The sequence below is a fragment of the Halorussus gelatinilyticus genome (assembly GCF_023238445.1).
GTDB classification, from domain to species: domain Archaea; phylum Halobacteriota; class Halobacteria; order Halobacteriales; family Haladaptataceae; genus Halorussus; species Halorussus gelatinilyticus.
The window spans coordinates 1,333,035-1,348,500 of record NZ_CP096658.1 but is presented as its reverse complement, the minus strand read 5'-3'; the positions used below and the strand labels follow the sequence as shown (position 1 = coordinate 1,348,500).

Genomic DNA, 15,466 nt, shown 5'->3' with positions numbered 1-15,466 from the left:
GGAGAGATAAGCGTTTGTGGCGGCGCTCCTGCGTTAGTTACGCCGACGGCGCGTCCTTCACGCGTACCTCGGGTGTCATCTCGTGAGACCCCGACAGCAGGTTGAACACCGGGGAGCGACGCGCGCCCTCTCGAAGCGTCTCGGCGTCCTCGTCGGTGAGTCCGGGACCGCTGACTTCGACGTCGATGGTGAAGTCGTCGTAGGTCTCGTCCGACCGCTCGACGCCGCGAACGCCGAACAGGACCCGCGGGTCGAGGTCGAGGCCGACCGTCGTTTCGAGACCGTCGAGGTCGATGTCGTTCTCCATCGCCACGATGCCGATGGTAGCGTTGATACAGCCAGTGAGGCCGGCCAGCGCGACCTCCACGGGTTCCGGCCGGTCGGCGGGGTCCACGAACCCCGCGTCGGCTTCCACTTCCTTGTGCGCGCCGAGCGGGAAGGTGTACTCGCGGGTCTCGCGCCGAATCTCCTCACCACCGAAACTGTACGCGTCGAGTTTCGCCAGCGTGTGCATCGCACGTCCCTCCGCGACGCCGCGCGCGCCGAGTCGGAGCATCGCGTCCTCGGGGTTCTCGGTCATGTTCTCGACGAACGCGCCGTACTGTTCCAGATTCACGCCGTGCTTGATGGTCTCTGAGGCCATACGAGGAGCTACGCCGAGCTATTTCTTAATGATTTTTAATTATGTTCTAGAACGTCGCCGAGTAACGCTCTCGCTCCCGCGTCGCGAACGATGACACGACGGGTGACGACTCGCCGGCGGGAAGGCGTCGTCGGGCGACAGGTGGGTGACTTGTCCGGTCTCCTCCCGGTGGCACTCCCGTCGAATCGTGTCGAAACGACGAAGTGCCGCCCGCGAGTCGGGGCAGCTCGTGGGCGAGTTCGCCGACGCCGTCAGGGACCGACTCCGAGATACCCTCGCGGAGCGACGGCCCTCGCTCGACTGGGAAACCGAGTGCCGCGTCCGGCGGACCCCGATTGACGTGGTGGGCACGAACGCCGACCGATTCGTCGCGGTCGAGTTAGAGTGGCGCAGGGCCGACCCCGCGAACAACACCGCGAAGCTATTCTACTACGCCGACGAGGGCGCATTCGGAGAGTACGACGACGTACTCGTCTGTCAGCTCTTCTCGGGTTACTACGACTTACAGTCCGGAGGCGTGTCCTCGAAGCGCGAAGTCGCGGAGTTCGTGGGCGAGACGGCCGCCGAGTCGGTCGAGTACGTCGCGTTCCATCCGTTCCGACTGCCTATCGACCCGCCGAAGCGCGGCGGAGAGCGACCGGCGGAGTGGCGCACGCGGACCGACGAGACTGCCGCGGAAATCTCCGCACTCTTCGACGGGTGACGGGTCACTCCCGGAACTCCGACCGCTCGGACCTGTGCGGGCCGAGGAAGAACCTGAATCCGAGACCGTACACCAGTCCGTACGAGAGCGCGAGCGTCATCGCGTAGGCCACGCCGAACCCGGCGAGCGGGACTCCTAACTCGACCCCAGCCGAGTCGAGTGCGGACGGGACCCCGAACGGCAGGACGAACCCGAGGACGAGCATCGTCACGACGACTTCGATTCGTCGGTCGTGGGCCGCGGGGTCGGGCGGTCGGAATCGGACCCAGAGGTACCCCGCGACGAACGCGGCGGCGGCGAAGCCGGCGAACGCCCGCGAGAAGTCGAACGAGACCGAGGTTCGCGTCGCGCGGAGATACCAGCCGGTTGCCAGAAACCCGAGCAGGAAGAGGTACGCGCCGGTTATCGCCCACTGGACGCCCCCGACCAGCTTTGCCGCGAGGGTCGCCCGGTCTCGCGTCGGGGGTCGAATCGCGGGGTCGCTCGGGTCGGGCGTCTCCGGCGACTCCGACGAATCGGCCATACCGAGACCTCGACGGCCGGGCGAAAAACGGTGTCGGCGAGCAGGTCGGCCGCGCGGGGCCGCGGCGGGCGGCGCGGCCGGCGGGACTCGTGGCTTCGCTCGACTACTCCAGCGTCACGAGGCCCGCGTCGAGCATGTCGTTCAGCACCTCGCGGGCGTGGCCGTCGGGGTCCACGCCCTCGTAGACCGCCTTGACCTCGCCGTCGGCGAGGACGAAGGTCGTGCGAGACGCCGCGCCGCGCGAGGCGTCCACGTCGAAGGCCTCGGCGACCTCGCCCTCGGGGTCGGCCAACAGGTCGAACCGGAGTTCGTACTTCTCGGCGAACGCCTCGTGGCTCTCCACGTCGTCGGTCGAGACGCCGAACACCGAGACGCCCGCGTCGCGGTAGCTCTCCAGTTCGGCGTCGAACTGCTCGGCCTCGGTGGTACAGCCCGGCGTGTCGTCGCGAGGGTAGAAGTACAGCACGGTCGGGTCGGAGAAGTCGAGGTAGTTGGTCTCGCCGTGCTGGTCCGTCGCTTCGACCGTCGGCGCGTTCGCGTCCGTTTCGAGCGTCATGGACGACGATTACGTACGGGACGGCAAGGCGTTTGTGCTTGGTGAGCTGGTTCGTGCTTACTCGATGTCGATGCTGTGCGAATCCTCGCTGCCCGCGGCCAACTTCTGGACGGTCACCGTCAGCACGCCGTTACGGTACTCCGCGGCGACGTTCTCCTCGTCCACCTCCTCGGGGAACGTCACGGTGCGGTTGACCGACTGATGGCGGCGCTCCTTCCGGATGTATCGGCCGTCCTCGTCGCCTTCCTCCTCGGTCTCCCGTTCGGTCTCGGCGCTAATCTGGAGGTGGTCGCCTCGGAGGGTGACGTCGATGTCCTCCTTCCGGAAACCGGGGAGGTCGGCGGTCACGACGAACTCGTCGTCGCGGTCGGCCACGTCGATTGACGCGCCGCCGCCGCCGAGTCGGCTCATCGCGTCGCCGCCCATCGACTGCTCGAACTGGCGGCTCATGCGCTCTATCATCTCTTCTAGGTCTTCGAACGGATTCTTGCGTCCTGCCATAGGTCCCCACTGGGCGTCTCGCCCGTGGGAGGTTCGCCGCGTTTCGTCTTAAAAATTCACTCCGGCGCGAGACCGTGACGGTGCGACGGCGCGCGACTTGCGAGCGGTCAGTACAGCACGTGTTCGGTGTCGTACGACCCCAATCTGCGGACCCAGCCGTTCTCGGCGATGGCCTCCACGTCCGCGATGGCCTCCTGCGCGCGCTCCTCGTAGAGACCCGCGGCGAAATCGATGTGGAACACGTAGTCGCCCAGTCGCTCGCCGCTCGGACGCGACTCGACTCTGGTCAGGTTGACGTCGCGCTCGGCGAACGGTTCCAGCAGTTCGAGCAGGAGACCGGGGTAGTTGGCGTTCGGGTAGACCACCAGCGAGGACTTGCCGCCGGCCTCCGACTGCTCGCTCGCGGGCGCGATGACGAAGAACCGGGTCGCGTTCGAGGTGCGGTCCTGAATCCCCTCGGCGACGACAGAGAGGTCCGGGTCGCCGCTCGCGTTGTCCGGGTGGCCGATGGCCGCCACGTCGGGGTTCTCGCGGGCGTGTTCGACGCCGCGGGCGGTGCTGGCGACCGCTTCGAGGTCGGCGTCGGGGTACTCGGATTCGAGGTAGCTCCGACACTGCGCCAGCGCTTGGGAGTGGCTGGCGACGACCGAGAAGTCCTCGCGCCGGGCGAGCAGGGCGTGGCGGATGGGGGTGACGATCTCCTGCACGGCGGCGACCTCGCGGTCCGAGAGCGCGTCGAGCGTCTCGGTGACGCTCCCCTCGATGCTGTTCTCGATGGGGACCACGCCGCGGTCGTACTCCCCGTCCGCGACGGTCTCCACGATGGCGGTGACGGACTCGCGGAACTCCACCTCGTCGGCGACCGAACTGGCGGCGCGATGCGAGTAGGTCCCTTCGGGACCGAGCGTGACTGCTTGCATGGGCCAGTGTTTCGCGGTAGCGATTAAAAGGGCGTCGGGTGTGACAGATTTTCTCGACCGATAGGACGAGTACGACGAGATACCGGTTTCCATCTACTAACGCAACCCACAGGAATTGATAAACGATAATTTTCGTTCTTTCGGTCGCTAGACGTCACGTTCCATGGTGGTCGGCGCGTGCAGGCGCGGGGCACGAGAGCGCCGCGCCCACCGCGCGAGGGACGAGGCTTGCGAGACGCGACGCGTCTCACCTATCTGCGAACGCGGTTCACAGACAACGCAACGAAGTGAGTAGCGCAATCGGTTGGGGAGGAGGTGGCCCGCGGTCGCGGTGCGGGGCGGATGCAGTATGATAGGCGTCGGCAGTAGCTAGTCCACTCCACAGGAATCGTCGGTCCAAGAGTCGTCAACAGTACAGGTCTGTGGTCAACCACGGAAGTTGTGCGACTCGTCAGAAACGACCGGGCAGCGATCGAAAACGACCGAACAAAGGTCAACGAACGCCCGCTACTCCTCGCCTAGCGCCGTTTCGCCGAGCGGAACGGCGGTCAGTCCGCCCTTCTCCGCGCCGGTGAAGTAGTACAGCACCACCTCGGCCTCGGTGTCCACCCACCGGTAGATGGTGTTCTTCGCGGCGTGGTCCGGTTCGTCCACCGAGACGTTCTCGACGACCTCCCACCCGTATTCGTTCTCGGGCGGCGCTTCGGAGCCAGCGGGTCCCATGTCTCCGAGAGTCCGCGCCCGTCGGATAAATCTATTCAGTCGTGACGCCGAAACAGGGGCGGTCGTCGCCGGGAGTCCACGCCCGGAGTTCCCGCCGTCGAACCGAGTCGAGGAGCGCCCACCTCAAGCCGAGGAGACGACCCTTCGCCGAGGTCACTCCTCGCCGAGGCGGAACGTCCGACGCCGGACGTGCCCGCAACTGGGACAGAGGTGGCGGTACCGAATCCGGTTACCGCCGGTCGCCACGAGCCACCGCCCGTCGGCGTCGTCGTAGCCGCACTTCGGACAGACGAGGTCCTGTTCCTCGAAGCGCGACCGGAGTCGCTCGAAAGGGGATAGCCCGCCGGTTCTTCCGTGGGACATACTATGTTATTAGTTGCCAAATAACATAATTGTTCGCTAGGGTCGGTCGCCGTCGCTCCCGTGACCTCCTCGGAGAAAACGCGAAAAAGTACCTCGCTGTCCGCTCGGCGCGCGTCGAGTTACCGATTCAGCGTGTGAATCGCGTGGCCCAGCGCGTTCTCGGCGGCCTCCATCACGGCCTCCGAGAGCGTCGGGTGGGTGTGAATCGTCGCGGCCACGTCTTCGAGCGTCGCGCCCATCTCGATGGCGAGTCCGAGTTCCGCGATGAGTTCGGAGGCCTCCGGGCCGACGATTTGCGCGCCGAGCAGGAACCCGCTGGGTTCGTCGGCGACGATGCGGACGAAGCCGTCGGCGTGGCCCGTCGTCAGGGCGCGTCCCGAGGCGTTGAACGGGAACTTGCCGACGACCGGTTCGAAGCCCTCTTCCTCGGCCTCGGCCTCGGTCATGCCGACCGTGCCGATTTCGGGGTCGGTGAACACCGCCGCGGGGACCGCCTGATAGTCGAGCGCCGAAGGTTCGCCAGCGATGACCTCCGCGGCGACCTGCCCCTCCTTGCTGGCCACGTGCGCGAGCATCGGTTCGCCAGCCACGTCGCCGATGGCGTGGATGTGTTCGACGTTCGTCCGCGCCCGGTCGTCGGTCGGGATGAAGCCGTCCTCGTCGGTCTCGACGCCCGCGTTGTCGAGTTCGAGCGTGTCGGTGACGGGTTCGCGGCCGACCGCGACCAGCACCTTCTCCGCGCCGAACTCCGAGACGGTGCCCTCCTCGTCCTCGGTCCGGACGGTTATGCCGTCGCCCGACTCCTCCCACTCGCTGGCGGCCTCGCCGAAGTGGAAGTCGATGTCCAACTCCTCGGCCTTCTTCTTGACGGGCCGGGCGAGGTCGTCCTCGTAGCCCGGCAGCACCGAGTCGAGCATCTCCACGACGGTCACGTCGGTCCCCAACTTGGCGAAGACGCCCGCCAGTTCCATACCGATGTAGCCCGCGCCGACGATGACGAGGCTCTCGGGCACCTCGTCGAGCGCGAGCGCCTGCCGGGAGTCCAGCACGGGGTCGTCGCCGAAGTCGAAGCCCGGCACCTGGATGGGGCGACTTCCAGTCGAAACGATGGCGTGTTCGAACTCGACGGTCTCGGAGCCCTGCCCGCCGCCGCTGTGAACGATGCGGGCCTTCTTCTCGTCGGCGAACTCCGCGCGGCCCTCCATCAGTTCGACGCCGTTGGCCTTGGCGAGCTTCTCGACGCCGCCGGTGAGTTGGTCCACGACGCCGTCCTTCCAGCCGACCATCTCGTCCATCTCCACCTCGGGGTCGGCGTAGATGCCCATCTCCTCGGCGTGGCCCGCCTCGTGGGCGAGGTCCGAGGCGGTAATCATCGCCTTCGACGGGATGCAGCCGTAGTTCAGGCACGTCCCGCCGTAGGCGTCCTTCTCCACGAGCGTCACGTCCAAGTCCAGTTGCCCCGCGCGAATCGCGGCGACGTAGCCGCCCGGTCCCGCGCCGATAACCAGTACGTCCGTTCCCGTCGAGATGTCTCCGACGACCATATGTTCGAGAAGTCGGGCTTGGTGGTGAAAAATCAGGTGGATTTTGCGGCGAGAACGGGATGGTAACAGGTCACTCGGTCTCGGCGTACACCGCGTCGGCCAGCGAATTGCGGTGGAGTTCGTTCGGCCCGCCCGCGACGGTCAGCAGGCGGGCGTCCCGGAGGTAACGCTCGACGTGGTGGTCGGTCGTGTACCCCTTCCCGCCGTGGAGTTGCATCGCGTCGTTGGCGTTCTCGACGGCGGCCTCCGTCGCGCGGACCTTCGCCATCGCCATCTCGCGGGTCGGGTCCTCGCCCCGGTCGGCGCGGTCGGCGGCCCGGAGCGTCAGCAGACGGGCTGCGTCGGCGCGCTGTGCCATCTCCGCAACCGTCCACCTGACGCCCTGAAAGTCGCCGACGGACTGGCCGAACTGCTCGCGGTCGGCGGTGTACGCCGCGGCGTCTTCGAGCGCGGCGCGGGCGATGCCGACCCCTCGGGCCGGGACGTTGACCCCGGTGTGAATTTCGCCGCGCTGGACGTACGCCTCGCCCTCCTCGCCGACGAGGTTCTCGGCGGGCACCCGAACGTCCGAGAGGACGACGCGGGGCGACTTCACGGTGCGCGCGCCGAGCGTCTCCCAGACTTCCTCGACTTCGAACTCGTCGGTCGGAACGAGGAACGCGCTGACGTTGTGCGGCGCGTCGGCGTCGGGACCCGTCTTCGCGTAGGTCAGCACGAAGTCGGCGTGAGAGAAGTTCGTCACCCACTGCTTGTGGCCGTCGAGGACCCACTCGTCACCGTCGCGCTCGGCGGTCGTCTCCATCGCCAGTTTGTCCGACCCGGCGTTGGCCTCGCTGAGACCGAGCGCGCCGACGCGGTCGAACGTCGCCATTTCGGGCAGGTACTCGTCCTTCTGCGCGTCGGTGCCGAATCGTTCGATAACGGTCGCGACGCCCAGATTGAGCGCGAGCGCGCCGGCGACGGTCATCATCGCCGCCGCGAGTTCCTCGGTCAGGACGGCGAGTTCGACCAGTCCCTCGCCGCGGCCGCCGTACTCCTCGGGGAGCGTGAGTCCCGTCCAGCCCCGGTCGCCGAGTTCGGCCAGAATCTCGGCGGGGTACTCCTCGTTGCGGTCGAGTTCGATGGCGCGCGGTCGAATCTCGGACTCGGCGAACTCGCGGACGTCCTCGCGGAGCGCTCGCTGGTCCTCGGTCAGGTGAAAGGGCATGGGGCCACTCACGACCACGAGCAAGTAATAGATTTGCCAACACGACGGCATGCACCCAGCGGTCGGTCAGGCCACGCGCTCGACCTCGTACCCCGAATCCCGGACCTTCTCCACGATGTTCTCGGCGTGTCCGGTCCCGCTCGTCACGACCTGAAAGACGAGGTAGGCCTCGCCGACGCGCAGGTCGTCCACCGCGCGGTCGTGGCGGACCGTCCGGATGTTCGCGCCCGTGTCGGCGATGATGCCCGAGAGGTGGGTCATCTCGCCCGGTTCGTCCTCGATGCGGACCCGGAGACGCATCAGTTGGCTCCGTTCGGTCAGCGCCTGCGTGAGGACGGTCTGGAGCATCGAGATGTCGATGTTGCCGCCCGAGAGGATGGGGACGACCGTCTCGTCCGACACGTCGAGGTCCTCGGAGAGGACCGCGGCGACCGACGAGGCACCGGCCGCCTCGACCAGTTGCTTGGCGCGTTCGAGCAGAACGAGTTCCGCGCGGGCGATTTCGTCGTCGCTGACCGTGACCACCTCGTCCACGTGTTCCTCGATGAGACCGAGCGTCAACTCCGAGATGCTTCCGGTAGCGATGCCGTCCGCGATGGTCTTCGGCGAGTCGATAGCGGCCGGGATGCCCTTGTCGAGGCTCTCGGGCACCGTCGCGGCCTGCTCGGCCTGCACGCCGACGACGCGGACCTCTGGGTCGAGTTCGGCGAGCGCGGCGCCGACCCCGCCGATGAGTCCGCCGCCGCCGATGGGGACGACCACGGCGTCCGCCTCGGGCAACTGCTCGTGGATTTCGAGGCCGATGGTGCCCTGCCCCGCGACGATGGCCGGGTCGTCGTAGGCGTGGACGAACTCGGTGTCGTCGGCCTCGGTCAGCGACCGGGCGTACTCCATCGCGGCCCGGAAGTCCTCGCCGCGCAGCTCCACGTCCGCGCCGTACCCTCTGGTGGCCTCGACTTTCGCCTGCGGCGCGTTCTCTGGCATGACGATAGTCGAGTCGATGCCGGTCTTCGTCGCGGCCAGCGCGACGCCCTGCGCGTGGTTGCCCGCGCTCGCGGCGACGACGCGCGACGCCTCGCCGCGCTCGGCGACCTGCTGAAGTTTGTTGTACGCGCCCCGCGTCTTGAACGACCCGGTGCGCTGGAGGTGTTCCATCTTGAGGTGGACCGCCGCGCCGGTCATCTCGCTCAGCGAGCGACTCCGCTCGATTTCCGTCCGTTGGACGACCGACTCGTCGAACCGCTCGCGCGCGGACTCCACGTCGCGCAGGGTGACTTCGGTCATATTTGCGAGTATGCGAGGAGATGTATATCAGTTTCTCAGTTCGAGCGAGAAGCAAACGAAAACCGGGACGGAAGAGCGCCGAACCGACTACTCCAGCAGGAGCAGTTCGGGGTTCTCGACGTACTCGATGAACGTGTTGGCGAACGCCGCCGCGTCCGCGCCGTCCACGATGCGGTGGTCGATGGACAGCGAGATGGGCAGGGTATGTTTCGCCACGACTTCGCCGTCTTCCACGACCGGGCGCTGTTTCAACTCGCCGATGCCGAGGATGGCCGCCTCGGGGTAGTTGAGGATGGGCGTCGCGTACTCGCCGCCGATGGCGCCGAAGTTGGTGACGCTGAACGTCGAACCCTGCAACTCGTCCCGGGAGATGGACCGGTCGCGGGCCTTCTGGACGACCTCGTTGACCTCGCTGGAAATCTGAAGCAGGCCCTTGTGGTCCACGTCGTCCACGACAGGGACCATCAGTCCGGCGTCGGTCGCGGTCGCCACGCCGACGTTGTAGTAGTTCTTCCGGAGGATTTCGCCGGCCTCCTCGTCCAACTCGGCGTTCAGCTTGGGATGCTGCTTGAGCGCCGCGACCACGGCCTTCATCACGAACGGCATGTAGGTCAGCCGGATGCCCTGCTCCTCGGCCTTCGGCTTGAGTCGCTCGCGGGTGTCCACGAGGTCCTCGACGACCGCGGTGTCGTGGTGCGTGACGTGGGGCGCGGTGTACTTCGACCGGGACATCGCGTCGCCGATGGTCTTGCGGACGCCCTTGTACTGGATGCGCTCGACCCGCTCGCCCGCGGACGTCTCCGCGGCGGTCTCGGCCTGAGACTGCTGGGCCTGTCGCTGGGCCTCGGCGTACTGCATCACGGCTTCGCTGGTGACGAACGCCTCGCCGTCGCGCTGTTCGGTCGCCGGGACCGCGTTCAGGTCCACGCCCTGCTCCTCGGCGACGCGCCGGGTCGCGGGCGCGGCCAGCGTCCGCTCGCGGTCGGCCGACTCGACCGACGTGGGGGCCGGACCGCTCGTCGCACCGCCGGACTTGCCCGACACGTCGTCCTCCATCGGGCCGGGACCGCTCGTCGCGCCGCCGGATTGGGCGGAGGGCTCTCCGCCGGATTGGGACGCGCCGCCCGTCTCGCCGGAGGCGTCGTCGGTGCCGGCCGACTCGGCGGTCTGACGCACGTCCCGTTCGGTCACGCGGCCGCTCGGGCCGGACCCCTCGACGGACGCGATGTCCACGCCGAGTTCGCGGGCGAGGCGGCGCGCGCTCGGCGCGGCGAACACGCGACCCTCGCCGGTCGAGACCTCCTCGGCGACCGTCTCCTCGGTCGCGTCGCCCTGCGTCGTCGCCTGCTCGGCTTCGCCCGACGCCTCGGACTCCGGGGCGCTCCCGGCGTCGGACTCCGCGGCCCTCCGTGCTTCGCCCTCGGTCTGGCCCTCTTCGACCGGTTCGCCCTCCACGTCGAAGGTGATGATGACCGACCCGACTTCCACGACTTCGCCCTCTTCGGGAATTATCTCGCGGACCGTGCCGTTGACCGGCGACGGGACCTCCACGATGGCCTTGTCGGTCTCGACCTCGGCGACCGCCTGGTCCTCCGTGACCGCGTCGCCCTCCTCGACCAGCCAACTGACGATTTCGCCCTCTGCGACGCCCTCGCCCACGTCGGGCAGTTTGAATTCTCGTACCATGTTAGAAGCCTACGGCGTCCCGGATGCCCTCCTTGATGCGGGCGGGTTCGGGAAGGTAGTAGTCTTCGAGCGCGTACAGCGGGAACGGCGTGTCGAAGCCGGTGATGCGCTCGACCGGTGCCTCCTGATACAGCAGGGCCTCCTCCTGGATGATGGAGGAGATTTCCGCGCCGAGACCGCCGGTCTTCGGCGCTTCGTGGACGACCGCGGCGCGGCCCGTCTTCTTGAACGACTCGACGATGGTCTCCTCGTCGAGCGGCGAGACGGTCCGGAGGTCCACGACCTCCACGTCGATTTCGCCCTCCAACTGCTCGGCGGCCTCGACGGTCGGTCGGGTCATCGCGCCCCACGTGAACACCGAGATGTCCGAGCCTTCCGTGCGGACGGCGGCCTCGCCGATGGGCACCTCGTAGGACTCGGTCGGCACGTCGCCGCGGAACGCCCGGTAGATGAGCTTCGGTTCGAGGAACATCACGGGGTCGGGGTCGCGGATGGCCGACGTGAGCAGCCCCTTCGTGTCGTAGGGCGTGCTGGGGATGACCACCTTGAGTCCGGGCTGGTGGGCGAAGAACGCCTCCGTGGACTCGGAGTGGTGTTCCGGCGCGCGGATGCCGCCGCCGTAGGGCGCGCGGATGACCATCGGACAGGTGAACCGGCCACGGCTACGGGTGCGGAGTCGCGCGGCGTGGCTCACGATCTGGTCGAAGCCGGGGTAGATAAACCCCATGAACTGGATTTCGGGGACGGGCTTCAGGCCGTAGGCCGCCATCCCGATGGCGGTGCCGATGATGCCCGACTCCGCGAGCGGCGTGTCGATGACGCGGTCCTCGCCGAACTCGTCGTAGAGGCCCTCGGTCGCGCGGAAGACGCCGCCGTTCTTGCCGACGTCCTCGCCCATGACCAGCACGTCGTCGTCCTGTTGCATCTCGGTGTACAGTCCGTCTCGAACCGCCTGTACCAGCGTGAGGTTCTCGGTCTCTTGCTCTTGTGCTTGTTGACTCATTTGTTAATCCTCCAGAAGTGCGTCGTCGCCGTACTGTTCGCGGATGCCTCGGAACTGTTCGTACTGTTCGCGGAGGTGTTTGGGCATGTCGGCGTAGACGTGCGCGAATATCTCGTCGGGGTCGGGACGCTCGACCGCCTCAGCGGCGTCGATGGCGTCCGCGACGTCGTCTTTGACCTCCTGTTCGATGGTTTCGACCTTGTCGTCGTCGAGGACGCCGCGGTCCCGGAGGAACGACTCCAGCCGCGGAATCGGGTCCTTCTGCTTCCACTCCTCGACCTCCTCGTCCTCGCGGTAGACCGAGGGGTCGTCGGCCGTCGTGTGGGCACCGTAGCGGTACTGGACCGCCTCGATGAGTGTCGGCCGGAGGTCGTCCTCGCCGGGGTCCTTGGCCTTCTCGATAGCGTCTTTCGTCACCTTGTACACCGCGAGGGGGTCCATCCCGTCCACCTGCACGCCCTCGAAGCCGTAGGCCTGAGCCTTCTGGGCGATGGTCGCGGAGGCGGTCTGGCGCTCGCGCGGCACCGAGATGGCCCACTGGTTGTTGTTACAGAAGAAGACGGTGGGCGTGTCGAACACGCCCGCGAAGTTGAGTCCCTCGTGGAAGTCGCCTTCCGAGGTCGCGCCGTCACCGAAGTAACAGACGAAGGCCTTCTCCTCGCCTTTCAGCTTCGAGGCCCACGACGCGCCGGTCGCGTGGGGAATCTGGGTAGCGATGGGGACCGCGACGGTGAAGATGTTGGCGTCGTCGGGGATAGCGTTGCCCTGCTCGTGGCCCATCCAGTACAGCAGGGTCTGTTTCAGCGAGAGGCCACGGACCATCCCAGCGCCGTGTTCCCGATAGCTCGGGAACAGCCAGTCGTCGTCGGCCAGCGCGTGAGCGCTCCCGATCTGGGCACCCTCTTGGCCCGAGAGCGGGGGATAGGTTCCCATCCGCCCCTGCCGGTTGAGCGAGACCGCTCGCTCGTCGAAGTGGCGGGTCAGCTTCATCTCGCGGTACATGGCCAGCATCTCCTCGTCGGAGATGTCGGGCACGTCCGCGCCTTCTACCACGTTACCGTCCTCGTCGAGGACCTGTACTCGGTCCTGCGGGTCTTGGTGTACGATGCTCACGGTCGAACCCATCCTGACATATCGAAACGGTCACCCGCTGGCGTAATAGGGTTTTCGTAACTAACTTTCCGGAGGTACGATTCTCACGGGGGTTCCTCACGCGAACAGTCATTTTCTCCCGGAGAATTCAGCAATTTCTTAAATCTCGTTCAGAAAAATAGACGTTCGTCTGACGTAGAGTTGCTCACAGGGGGTTCCGGTGAACGAACGGCAATTATTGCGGCAAAATAAACGGAGTCCCACCAACGTATTCGTTCGAGGTGACGGTCCGGTCAATCGGAGGCGGCGACGCTCTCTCTCGCTTCCCGACGGGCCTGTTCGACGGTCTTGCCGTCGCGCAACACGGCGTCCACGAACAGTTCGCCCGCCTTGTACGACGACCGGACCATCGGGCCGCTGGCGCAGTAGAGGAAGTCCAACTCCTCTTCGGCGACGCGACGCCACGTCTCGAACTTCGCGGGATGGACGTACGTCGCCACGTTGAGGTGCGAGCGGGAGGGTTGGAGGTACTGGCCGAGCGTCACCACGTCCACGTCCGCCTCCCGCAAATCGGAGAGCGTCTGGTAGACCTCGTGGTCGTACTCGCCGACGCCGAGCATGATGGAGGTCTTGGTGTAAATGTCGGACTCGCGCTCGACCTGTTCGAGGACCGCGAGGCTCTGTTCGTACCCGGCGCGGGGGTCCCGGACGGGTTGCTGAAGTCGCTCGACGGTCTCGACGTTGTGCGCGATGACGTCGGGTTCGGCCTCGATTATCTTCCGAATCAGGTCCTCCTCGCCCCGGAAGTCGGGGATGAGGACTTCGACGAGAATCGAGGGGTCGCGCTGCTTTATCTCTCGAATCGTCTGCGCGAAGTGGGCCGCGCCCTGCCCCTCCAAGTCGTCGCGGTCCACGGAGGTCAGGACCACGTAGTCGAGACCGATTTCGGCCACGGCGCTCGCCACGTTCGCGGGTTCGTCGGGGTCTAACGGTTGGCCGCCGCCGGTGTCCACGTCGCAGAACCCGCAGTTTCGAGTACACTGGTCGCCCATCAGCATGAACGTCGCAGTGCCGCCCGACTCGGAGTTCTTCCCGCTCCAGCACTCGCCGAGGTTCGGGCAGTTGGCCTCCTCGCAGACGGTGTTGAGGTCGTGGTCCCGCAACGTCTGCTTGATGCCCGTGAACTCCCGGCCTGACGGCGGTTGCATCTTGAGCCAATCGGGTTTCCGGCGGCGACTCATTGGTCGAGTGTTGGTCGCGGGTGGTGAAAAGGGTAGGGTATTCGCCGGCGAGGGTGGGCGTTTGGTCGGTTTTGGCGTCGAGGGGTGAATCTTCCGAGACTGTTCGGACCGATACCACGCTGTTCGACTCGGCCGCCGCGTTGCAAGACGCGAAATGTACAGTCGTACGCGCTACACCGTCGCGCCCGTCCGCGGAGCAGCGACCGCCCGGCCACAACCGACCAAAACGGACCGGAACCCGATACGACGCGCCACCGAGACCGATAAGGCCGCAATAACAAAACGTCTCAAGCACCTACCCGAATTTATGAACACCAACGCCTTCGACTGGCTCGCCATCCTCCTCGTCGCAATCGGTGCGATAACGTGGGGCATCCTCGGCGTCACCGGTCTGACCGGCGACCCGGTAAACGTCGTCGACCTACTGTTGGAACCCATCTTCCGGCCCGGTCCGGCCCAGACCGTCGAGAGCCTCATCTACACCCTCGTCGGCGTCGCGGGCGTCTATCTGCTGTACACCGCGTACAAGATGGGGCGCGCGAGCCGGCGAACCGCCCGCGAGCGCCGCAAGCGTGACGCGACGACCCGAACCGAGACGACGACCGACTACGGCGAGACCGACACCGAGAACACGAACACCGACTCCTGAACCGTCCGATTACGGCTTTTCCTCTGGTAGTTTATCGTTCGACGCGAACCTAGCCGGTAGCTGTACCGCTGGGCGTCTGCCGGTAGAAGTACCGCCGGGCGTCTGACGATAGAAGTAGCACCGAGCGCGTGCTGTCCCCGACTCAGTCCCCGTCCTGTCCGTATCCCTCGAACTTCTCGGCGACGGCGGCCATCTCCTCGCGGCTCAGTTCCACCGGATCGCCGAACGCCTTCGCCTGACAGTAGATGCGGGCCGTGTACTCGACGTTGACGGCGGTTTCGAGCGCGGAATCGGCGTCGTCGCCCGTGGCGAGGAGACCGTGGTTGGCGAGCAGACACGCGTCGGCGTCGGCCTCTTCCATCGCCTCGACCGCGTTCGCGGCGAGTTCGGCGGTGCCGTAGGTCGCGTAGTCGGCGACCGGCACCGTCGTCCCGGCGAGCGCGAGCATGTAGTGGACCGGCGGAATCGGTTCGTGGAGAATCGCCAGCGTCGAGGCCCACGGCGAGTGAGTGTGGACGATAGCGCCCGCGTCGAACTCCCGGTAGACCGCGCTGTGCATCGGCGTCTCACTGGAGGGGGCAGTGTCGCCGGCGACCTGCTCGCCGTCGAGCGAGACCACCGGGACGTCGGCGGCGTCGATTCGGTCGTAGGCGACGCCGGTGGGCGTGACTGCGAATCGGTCGTCCCGGCGGACGCTCAAGTTACCGGTCCGGCCGGGCGTGAGACCTGCGAGGTCGGGCGCGCGGGTGGCGACCGCGCGGCGTTCCGCTCCGAGCATGTTTCGTTCGCACCGAGGAGGGGTAGCTATATATTCTCACGGGATGGAAT

17 protein-coding genes are annotated in these 15,466 nt (G+C 66.7%); 2 read left to right on the top strand and 15 right to left on the bottom strand.

What is annotated here, in order from left to right:
- Positions 1 to 37: 37 nt before the first annotated feature.
- Entirely contained in the window at positions 38 to 643 is a 606-nt protein-coding gene (locus M0R88_RS07015; protein WP_248656225.1) for an OsmC family protein, read from the bottom strand.
- A 187-nt stretch (positions 644 to 830) separates the two neighbouring features.
- Between M0R88_RS07015 and M0R88_RS07010 the strand changes: the two genes are divergently transcribed.
- Complete coding sequence (locus M0R88_RS07010) at positions 831 to 1,346, top strand: hypothetical protein (RefSeq protein ID WP_368409373.1); 516 nt, start codon at positions 831 to 833, stop codon at positions 1,344 to 1,346.
- 4 nt (positions 1,347 to 1,350) lie between these two features.
- Here the strand turns inward: M0R88_RS07010 and M0R88_RS07005 are convergent, their stop codons facing one another.
- The 13 genes from M0R88_RS07005 to lipA all read right to left on the bottom strand — a co-directional run bounded on the left by M0R88_RS07005 (position 1,351) and on the right by lipA (position 13,989).
- Positions 1,351 to 1,869: a hypothetical protein gene (locus M0R88_RS07005; RefSeq protein ID WP_248656224.1), complete on the bottom strand. Its 519-nt coding sequence runs from the start codon at positions 1,867 to 1,869 to the stop codon at positions 1,351 to 1,353.
- 103 nt (positions 1,870 to 1,972) lie between these two features.
- On the bottom strand, positions 1,973 to 2,425 hold the full coding sequence (locus M0R88_RS07000) for a peroxiredoxin (protein ID WP_248656223.1): 453 nt from the start codon (positions 2,423 to 2,425) through the stop codon (positions 1,973 to 1,975).
- A 57-nt stretch (positions 2,426 to 2,482) separates the two neighbouring features.
- Positions 2,483 to 2,926 (bottom strand): Hsp20/alpha crystallin family protein, encoded by a 444-nt coding sequence (locus M0R88_RS06995; RefSeq protein ID WP_248656222.1) that lies wholly within the window; start codon positions 2,924 to 2,926, stop codon positions 2,483 to 2,485.
- A gap of 107 nt (positions 2,927 to 3,033) precedes the next feature.
- Complete coding sequence (gene pheA / locus M0R88_RS06990; RefSeq protein WP_248656221.1) at positions 3,034 to 3,846, bottom strand: prephenate dehydratase; 813 nt, start codon at positions 3,844 to 3,846, stop codon at positions 3,034 to 3,036.
- 507 nt (positions 3,847 to 4,353) lie between these two features.
- Positions 4,354 to 4,569 carry a hypothetical protein gene (locus tag M0R88_RS06985; protein ID WP_248656220.1) on the bottom strand — a complete coding sequence of 72 codons (216 nt, stop codon included), beginning with the start codon at positions 4,567 to 4,569 and terminating at the stop codon, positions 4,354 to 4,356.
- Positions 4,570 to 4,722: 153 nt separating this feature from the next.
- The gene (locus tag M0R88_RS06980) at positions 4,723 to 4,932 is read right to left on the bottom strand and encodes an HVO_0649 family zinc finger protein (protein ID WP_248656219.1); all 210 of its coding nucleotides are present in this window, start codon (positions 4,930 to 4,932) and stop codon (positions 4,723 to 4,725) included.
- Positions 4,933 to 5,051: 119 nt separating this feature from the next.
- Positions 5,052 to 6,476: a dihydrolipoyl dehydrogenase gene (gene lpdA, locus M0R88_RS06975; protein ID WP_248656218.1), complete on the bottom strand. Its 1,425-nt coding sequence runs from the start codon at positions 6,474 to 6,476 to the stop codon at positions 5,052 to 5,054.
- Positions 6,477 to 6,546: 70 nt separating this feature from the next.
- Positions 6,547 to 7,683, bottom strand: a complete 1,137-nt coding sequence (locus M0R88_RS06970) for an acyl-CoA dehydrogenase family protein (protein WP_248656217.1) — start codon at positions 7,681 to 7,683, stop codon at positions 6,547 to 6,549.
- Positions 7,684 to 7,749: 66 nt separating this feature from the next.
- Positions 7,750 to 8,967 (bottom strand): threonine ammonia-lyase, encoded by a 1,218-nt coding sequence (gene ilvA / locus M0R88_RS06965; RefSeq protein WP_248656216.1) that lies wholly within the window; start codon positions 8,965 to 8,967, stop codon positions 7,750 to 7,752.
- A gap of 87 nt (positions 8,968 to 9,054) precedes the next feature.
- Complete coding sequence (locus tag M0R88_RS06960) at positions 9,055 to 10,653, bottom strand: dihydrolipoamide acetyltransferase family protein (protein ID WP_248656215.1); 1,599 nt, start codon at positions 10,651 to 10,653, stop codon at positions 9,055 to 9,057.
- Between the two features lies 1 nt (position 10,654).
- Positions 10,655 to 11,656 carry an alpha-ketoacid dehydrogenase subunit beta gene (locus M0R88_RS06955; protein ID WP_256468585.1) on the bottom strand — a complete coding sequence of 334 codons (1,002 nt, stop codon included), beginning with the start codon at positions 11,654 to 11,656 and terminating at the stop codon, positions 10,655 to 10,657.
- A 3-nt stretch (positions 11,657 to 11,659) separates the two neighbouring features.
- On the bottom strand, positions 11,660 to 12,781 hold the full coding sequence (gene pdhA / locus M0R88_RS06950) for a pyruvate dehydrogenase (acetyl-transferring) E1 component subunit alpha (RefSeq protein WP_438267201.1): 1,122 nt from the start codon (positions 12,779 to 12,781) through the stop codon (positions 11,660 to 11,662).
- Between the two features lie 260 nt (positions 12,782 to 13,041).
- Positions 13,042 to 13,989 carry a lipoyl synthase gene (gene lipA / locus M0R88_RS06945; RefSeq protein ID WP_248656213.1) on the bottom strand — a complete coding sequence of 316 codons (948 nt, stop codon included), beginning with the start codon at positions 13,987 to 13,989 and terminating at the stop codon, positions 13,042 to 13,044.
- A gap of 307 nt (positions 13,990 to 14,296) precedes the next feature.
- Between lipA and M0R88_RS06940 the strand changes: the two genes are divergently transcribed.
- Positions 14,297 to 14,638 (top strand): DUF378 domain-containing protein, encoded by a 342-nt coding sequence (locus M0R88_RS06940; protein WP_248656212.1) that lies wholly within the window; start codon positions 14,297 to 14,299, stop codon positions 14,636 to 14,638.
- 142 nt (positions 14,639 to 14,780) lie between these two features.
- Here the strand turns inward: M0R88_RS06940 and M0R88_RS06935 are convergent, their stop codons facing one another.
- Complete coding sequence (locus M0R88_RS06935) at positions 14,781 to 15,416, bottom strand: ribulose-1-phosphate aldolase (RefSeq protein WP_248656211.1); 636 nt, start codon at positions 15,414 to 15,416, stop codon at positions 14,781 to 14,783.
- Positions 15,417 to 15,466 lie beyond the last annotated feature (50 nt).

Bases quoted from the DNA above. Each gene is read 5' to 3' on its own strand.
- M0R88_RS07015 (WP_248656225.1), bottom strand. From the start codon at position 643: ATGGCCTCAGAGACCATCAAGCACGGCGTGAATCTGGAACAGTACGGC.
- M0R88_RS07005 (WP_248656224.1), bottom strand. From the start codon at position 1,869: ATGGCCGATTCGTCGGAGTCGCCGGAGACGCCCGACCCGAGCGACCCC.
- M0R88_RS07000 (WP_248656223.1), bottom strand. From the start codon at position 2,425: ATGACGCTCGAAACGGACGCGAACGCGCCGACGGTCGAAGCGACGGAC.
- M0R88_RS06995 (WP_248656222.1), bottom strand. From the start codon at position 2,926: ATGGCAGGACGCAAGAATCCGTTCGAAGACCTAGAAGAGATGATAGAG.
- pheA (WP_248656221.1), bottom strand. From the start codon at position 3,846: ATGCAAGCAGTCACGCTCGGTCCCGAAGGGACCTACTCGCATCGCGCC.
- M0R88_RS06985 (WP_248656220.1), bottom strand. From the start codon at position 4,569: ATGGGACCCGCTGGCTCCGAAGCGCCGCCCGAGAACGAATACGGGTGG.
- M0R88_RS06980 (WP_248656219.1), bottom strand. From the start codon at position 4,932: ATGTCCCACGGAAGAACCGGCGGGCTATCCCCTTTCGAGCGACTCCGG.
- lpdA (WP_248656218.1), bottom strand. From the start codon at position 6,476: ATGGTCGTCGGAGACATCTCGACGGGAACGGACGTACTGGTTATCGGC.
- M0R88_RS06970 (WP_248656217.1), bottom strand. From the start codon at position 7,683: ATGCCCTTTCACCTGACCGAGGACCAGCGAGCGCTCCGCGAGGACGTC.
- ilvA (WP_248656216.1), bottom strand. From the start codon at position 8,967: ATGACCGAAGTCACCCTGCGCGACGTGGAGTCCGCGCGCGAGCGGTTC.
- M0R88_RS06960 (WP_248656215.1), bottom strand. From the start codon at position 10,653: ATGGTACGAGAATTCAAACTGCCCGACGTGGGCGAGGGCGTCGCAGAG.
- M0R88_RS06955 (WP_256468585.1), bottom strand. From the start codon at position 11,656: ATGAGTCAACAAGCACAAGAGCAAGAGACCGAGAACCTCACGCTGGTA.
- pdhA (WP_438267201.1), bottom strand. From the start codon at position 12,781: ATGGGTTCGACCGTGAGCATCGTACACCAAGACCCGCAGGACCGAGTA.
- lipA (WP_248656213.1), bottom strand. From the start codon at position 13,989: ATGAGTCGCCGCCGGAAACCCGATTGGCTCAAGATGCAACCGCCGTCA.
- M0R88_RS06940 (WP_248656212.1), top strand. From the start codon at position 14,297: ATGAACACCAACGCCTTCGACTGGCTCGCCATCCTCCTCGTCGCAATC.
- M0R88_RS06935 (WP_248656211.1), bottom strand. From the start codon at position 15,416: ATGCTCGGAGCGGAACGCCGCGCGGTCGCCACCCGCGCGCCCGACCTC.